This window comes from Arthrobacter sp. AZCC_0090 (assembly GCF_014207375.1).
Lineage (GTDB): Bacteria > Actinomycetota > Actinomycetes > Actinomycetales > Micrococcaceae > Arthrobacter.
The window spans coordinates 1-4,709 of sequence record NZ_JACHEE010000027.1; the positions used below are offsets into that span (position 1 = coordinate 1).

General features: G+C 60.3%; 5 protein-coding genes and 1 tRNA gene. 1 reads left to right on the forward strand and 5 read right to left on the reverse strand.

Annotated features, from left to right (window positions below; translation table 11 throughout):
- Positions 1–151: 151 nt before the first annotated feature.
- The 5 genes from rplA to HNP00_RS22795 form a co-directional block, all read right to left on the reverse strand.
- A complete protein-coding gene (gene rplA, locus HNP00_RS22775; protein ID WP_184741994.1) occupies positions 152–859 on the reverse strand; it encodes a 50S ribosomal protein L1 in 708 nt (235 codons plus the stop codon).
- Positions 860–1,080: 221 nt separating this feature from the next.
- Entirely contained in the window at positions 1,081–1,509 is a 429-nt protein-coding gene (gene rplK, locus HNP00_RS22780; protein WP_184741995.1) for a 50S ribosomal protein L11, read from the reverse strand.
- 129 nt (positions 1,510–1,638) lie between these two features.
- Positions 1,639–2,460 (reverse strand): transcription termination/antitermination protein NusG, encoded by an 822-nt coding sequence (nusG, locus tag HNP00_RS22785; protein ID WP_184741996.1) that lies wholly within the window; start codon positions 2,458–2,460, stop codon positions 1,639–1,641.
- A gap of 114 nt (positions 2,461–2,574) precedes the next feature.
- Positions 2,575–2,856 (reverse strand): preprotein translocase subunit SecE, encoded by a 282-nt coding sequence (secE, locus tag HNP00_RS22790; protein ID WP_184741997.1) that lies wholly within the window; start codon positions 2,854–2,856, stop codon positions 2,575–2,577.
- Positions 2,857–2,938: 82 nt separating this feature from the next.
- Positions 2,939–3,011, reverse strand: a tRNA-Trp gene (locus HNP00_RS22795).
- A 325-nt stretch (positions 3,012–3,336) separates the two neighbouring features.
- On the opposite strand from HNP00_RS22795, the gene HNP00_RS22800 reads away from it, so the two are divergent.
- Positions 3,337–4,566: a pyridoxal phosphate-dependent aminotransferase gene (locus tag HNP00_RS22800; RefSeq protein ID WP_184741998.1), complete on the forward strand. Its 1,230-nt coding sequence runs from the start codon at positions 3,337–3,339 to the stop codon at positions 4,564–4,566.
- Positions 4,567–4,709: the final 143 nt, after the last annotated feature.

Sequence of the window (4,709 nt, forward strand, 5' to 3'; positions counted from 1 at the left end):
ACGATGACGCAGTTGCCATTGGCTAGAAGTTAAACCACCTTCTCCTTCAGAGGACTTTCACCTCCAAGCAAATGCCCATGCTGGGCATACCAAAAGGACCGCCCGGCGCGATGCCGGACGGTCCTTTTCAGAGTCGATGCTCCCCTGCGGCTTACGCCTCGGTGAGAACCTTGGTGACGTTCGGGTCAACGGTGATACCCGGGCCGAACGTGGTGGCGACGGTGGCCTTCTGGATGTAGCGGCCCTTGGAAGCGGACGGCTTCAAGCGAAGAACCTCTTCCAGTGCTGCTGCGTAGTTCTCGGCCAGCTTCAGCTCGTCGAAGGAAACCTTGCCGATGATGAAGTGCAAGTTGGAGTGCTTGTCGACGCGGAAGTCGATCTTTCCACCCTTGATGTCGTTGACAGCCTTGGTGACGTCTGCGGTCACGGTACCGGTCTTCGGGTTCGGCATCAGGTTACGCGGGCCGAGGACCTTACCGAGGCGGCCAACCTTGCCCATGAGGTCAGGGGTTGCCACCGCGGCGTCGAAGTCGGTCCAGCCGGCTGCGATCTTTTCGATCAGGTCATCGGAACCAACGAAATCGGCGCCTGCAGCGATTGCCGCTTCGGCCTTGTCGCCCGTTGCGAAAACCAGGACGCGGGCAGTCTTACCGGTGCCGTGCGGCAGGTTGACGGTGCCACGGACCATCTGGTCGGCTTTACGCGGGTCAACGCCGAGACGGAAAGCGACCTCAACGGTTGCGTCGAACTTGGACGGGTTGGTGTCCTTGGCGAGCTTGATGGCTTCGAACGGGGCGTAGAGCTTGTCTGCCTCGATCTTGGCTACGGCTGCCTCATATGCTTTGCTGCGCTTTGCCATGCTGCTTTTTCTCCTTGTGCAGTTGTGGTCCACGGACCGCGCTGGGCCCTGCCACAGTTGGAAATCCGGCGTGGATCTCCAACATTTTCAATATTTCAATGGTGCCGGTTTCCCGGCGGGAGGTGGTTAGCCCTCGACAGTATCTAATTGTCGAAAGTCTCCGGGATTCACTTCCGGCGAGTGCTTCGTTCCTCAGCCCTCACCGTCCGTTCATTCCTCGACTATTCGACGGTGATGCCCATGGAGCGAGCGGTGCCCGCAATGATCTTGGCAGCACCCTCAAGGCTGGTGGCGTTGAGGTCTTCCATCTTGGTGGTGGCGATCTCGTTGACCTGTGCCTGGGTCAGCTTGGCAACCTTGACGGTGTGCGGCGTGGCCGAACCCTTGGCGACGCCTGCAGCCTTCTTGATGAGCTCTGCAGCCGGCGGGGTCTTGGTGATGAAGGTGAAGGAGCGGTCTTCGTAGACCGTGATTTCAACCGGGATAACGTTACCGCGCTGGGATTCCGTTGCAGCGTTGTACGCCTTGCAGAATTCCATGATGTTGACACCGTGCTGGCCAAGCGCAGGACCGATCGGCGGGGCCGGGTTGGCGGCACCTGCCTGGATCTGCAGCTTGATGAGGCCGGTGACCTTCTTCTTGGGAGCCAATGTAGGTCCTTCTCTCAATAACTTCCTAGGACACAGGAGCGTGCCTCAGGTTTGTGGCCGCCATGGCAAGGCGACCGACCGCTCCGTGGCTGCTAAGCGGGCAACCGCGGGGCGAAATTCTTGGATCAACTAGATCTTGGTGACCTGGTTGAATGCGAGCGTAACCGGGGTTTCGCGTTCGAAGATCGACACGAGGACCACAAGCGTCTGGGAATCCATCTTGATCTCGGAGATCGTGGCGGGAAGGGTCTCGAACGGACCTTCCTTGACGATGACAGACTCTCCGACCTCGAAGTCGATGTCGACCGGTGTCTGGTGCTGCTTGTTGACCGGCTTGCCCTTCTCGGCCTGCTGCTCTTCGAAGACCGGAGCCAGCATGGAGAAGACCTCGTCGAGGCGCAGCGGAACCGGGTTGTGGGCGTTACCCACGAAGCCAGTGACACCAGGGGTGTGACGGACGGCGCCCCAAGAGGCGTCGGTCAGGTCCATACGGACGAGGACGTAACCCGGAATGCGCACGCGGTTGATGATCTTGCGCTGTGCGTTCTTGATCTCGACGACTTCCTCCATGGGCACCTGGATTTCGAAGATGTAATCTTCCATGTCCAGGGTCTGGATGCGGGTCTCAAGGTTGGCCTTAACGCGGTTTTCGTAGCCTGCGTAGGAGTGGATGACGTACCAGTCACCCTCCTGGCGGCGAAGCTTGGCCCTGAACTCGTCAGCGGGATCGGCTGGCGCCACGGCCGCAGCGGCGGCCAGGGCGTCGGCGTCGGACTCGTCCTCATCGGCGGCGTCGGAAGACTCGTCGTCGGACTCATCCTGGTCGGCGTCATCGACGTCGGCAGTTTCGGGCGCAGCAGAATCGACCTCGGATCCTTCCACGGCGTCAGCCGTGCTTTCAGCGGGCCCATCCAGCTCAGTCTCAGTTACCTCGAGCTCCTGCTCAGACACTTGGTCTCCTGCTTCCTCATTGCCTTACATGCCTATTTAAATGGCTCAATTCCGCAAACCCTGCGAAACCCCTTGATTTTCCGGGGATTCCGCGCGGTTTACGGAGCGATCCGCTTAGCGGTTCGTGACGCCAGTACCGCCGAAGACCCATTTGATTCCAGTACCGAAGGCCAGATCAAGCAGGGTGACGATGAGCATCATGATGGTCACGAACACCAGCACCACGAGCGTGTAATTGATCAGTTCCTTGCGGGTTGGCGCGACTACCTTCTTGAGTTCGCCGATAACCTGGCGAACAAAAAGTGCAATTCGAGCGAAGAAGCCAGAATCGGACTTCTTAGCAGGGCGGCCCTTCGAGCTGCTCGCAGCTGTTTCGGTCACCTGATCCTCACTCATCTATGCAAACGTCGTTGACCCGACCCTGATCAGAGCCATGGTTGCTGCGCTTGTTCCGGGGGAAACCCCGGAACAGCTTGCGCAGGGCAGACAGGACTCGAACCTGCAACCTGCGGTTTTGGAGACCGCTGCGCTACCAATTGCGCCACTACCCTATGGATCGAATCCATATTTTGGCCACACTCCACACAAGCCGAGGAACCCCCATGAACATAGAGATTCCACACCAAGTCTGGGGCGCGAACCATTGTGATGTTTTTCAACACCGGTGAACCAGTCTACGCAACAACGCCGCGATAGTCGAACCGGGTCATTTCCGGAGTGTTCAGGCCGTCCCGCTTGTGTGATCAGCGCTCGTTTGATCAGCCGCCACTGTCACTTTCCCGGCGTTAGCCCGATAGCTCCGCAGAACAGCATAAAGTAGATTCCGTCGAATCCCACCATCCAGCTCATGAGCTGCCAGCGAAGAACGGTGCTTTAATGTCTGCCGGAATACCTGCCGCCCGCATTTCACAGCGAATTTCCGCCATCGCCGAATCCGCCACCCTTGCCGTTGACGCCAAGGCCAAGGCGCTCAAGGCAGCGGGCCGCCCCGTGATCGGCTTCGGCGCCGGGGAGCCCGACTTCCCGACCCCCGACTACATCGTCAAGGCCGCCGTCGAAGCCGCCTCCCAACCGAAGTACCACCGCTACTCCCCCGCAGCCGGCCTGCCGGAACTGAAGCAGGCCATTGCGGACAAGACCTTCCGCGATTCAGGCTACAAAGTCGACGCTTCCCAGGTGATGGTTACTAATGGCGGCAAGCAAGCTGTCTACAACACCTTCGCCACGCTCGTTGACCCGGGCGACGAGGTCATCATCCCCACTCCTTTCTGGACCACCTACCCGGAGGCAATTCGTTTGGCCGGAGGCGTACCTGTTGAGGTCTTCGCCGGCCCGGAGCAGGGTTATTTGGTCACCGTGGAGCAGCTCGAGGCCGCAGTCACGGACAAGACGAAGATCTTGCTTTTCGTTTCCCCGTCCAACCCGACCGGCGCCGTCTACAGCGCCGAACAGGTGGCCGAGATCGGTAAATGGGCAGCGGCCAAGGGCCTCTGGGTTGTCACCGACGAAATCTATGAGCACCTCACGTACGACGGCGTGCCCTTCACCTCCATTGCCACCGCAGCCCCCGAACTCGGCGACAAGGTGGTCATCCTCAACGGTGTGGCCAAGACCTATGCCATGACCGGATGGCGCGTCGGATGGATGATCGGCCCGGCCGACGTCATCAAGGCAGCCACGAACCTCCAGTCGCACGCGACGTCGAACGTTTCGAACATCATGCAGATCGCTGCCCTGGCAGCAGTCTCCGGCCCGCTGACCGCCGTCGACGAGATGAAGGTCGCCTTTGACCGCCGCCGCAAGGCGATTGTCGCGGGACTGAACGCAATCGAGGGTGTGGAATGCCCGACACCGACCGGCGCCTTCTACGTGTACGCCGACGTCCGCGCGCTGCTGGGTAAGGAATTCCCGACGTCGAACGGTCCCGTCCGTCCGTCGACGTCGGCGGAGTTGGCCTCGCTGATCCTCGACGAAGTTGAGGTGGCGATTGTTCCTGGCGAGGCGTTCGGCCCCTCCGGATACGTGCGCCTCTCCTACGCCCTCGGCGACGAGGACCTGGCTGAAGGCGTTCGGCGCCTGCAGGAGTTCCTCGGCCAGGCCAAGTAGCCTTTCACCTACAAACGCTCGCTCACCCTCTGATCGGAAGGTGAGCGAGCGTTTGGGGCGGGTTCAGGGGGTCGTTGCAACACCTGAGTGATTGGTGGGTGTTGTGGTGGGTGTTGGTCGGCCTGAGGTGTTGCGTGAGGTTG

Coding starts and splice junctions, on each gene's coding strand:
- secE (WP_184741997.1), bottom strand. CDS start 2,856: ATGAGTGAGGATCAGGTGACCGAAACAGCTGCGAGCAGCTCGAAGGGC.
- HNP00_RS22800 (WP_184741998.1), top strand. CDS start 3,337: ATGTCTGCCGGAATACCTGCCGCCCGCATTTCACAGCGAATTTCCGCC.
- rplA (WP_184741994.1), bottom strand. CDS start 859: ATGGCAAAGCGCAGCAAAGCATATGAGGCAGCCGTAGCCAAGATCGAG.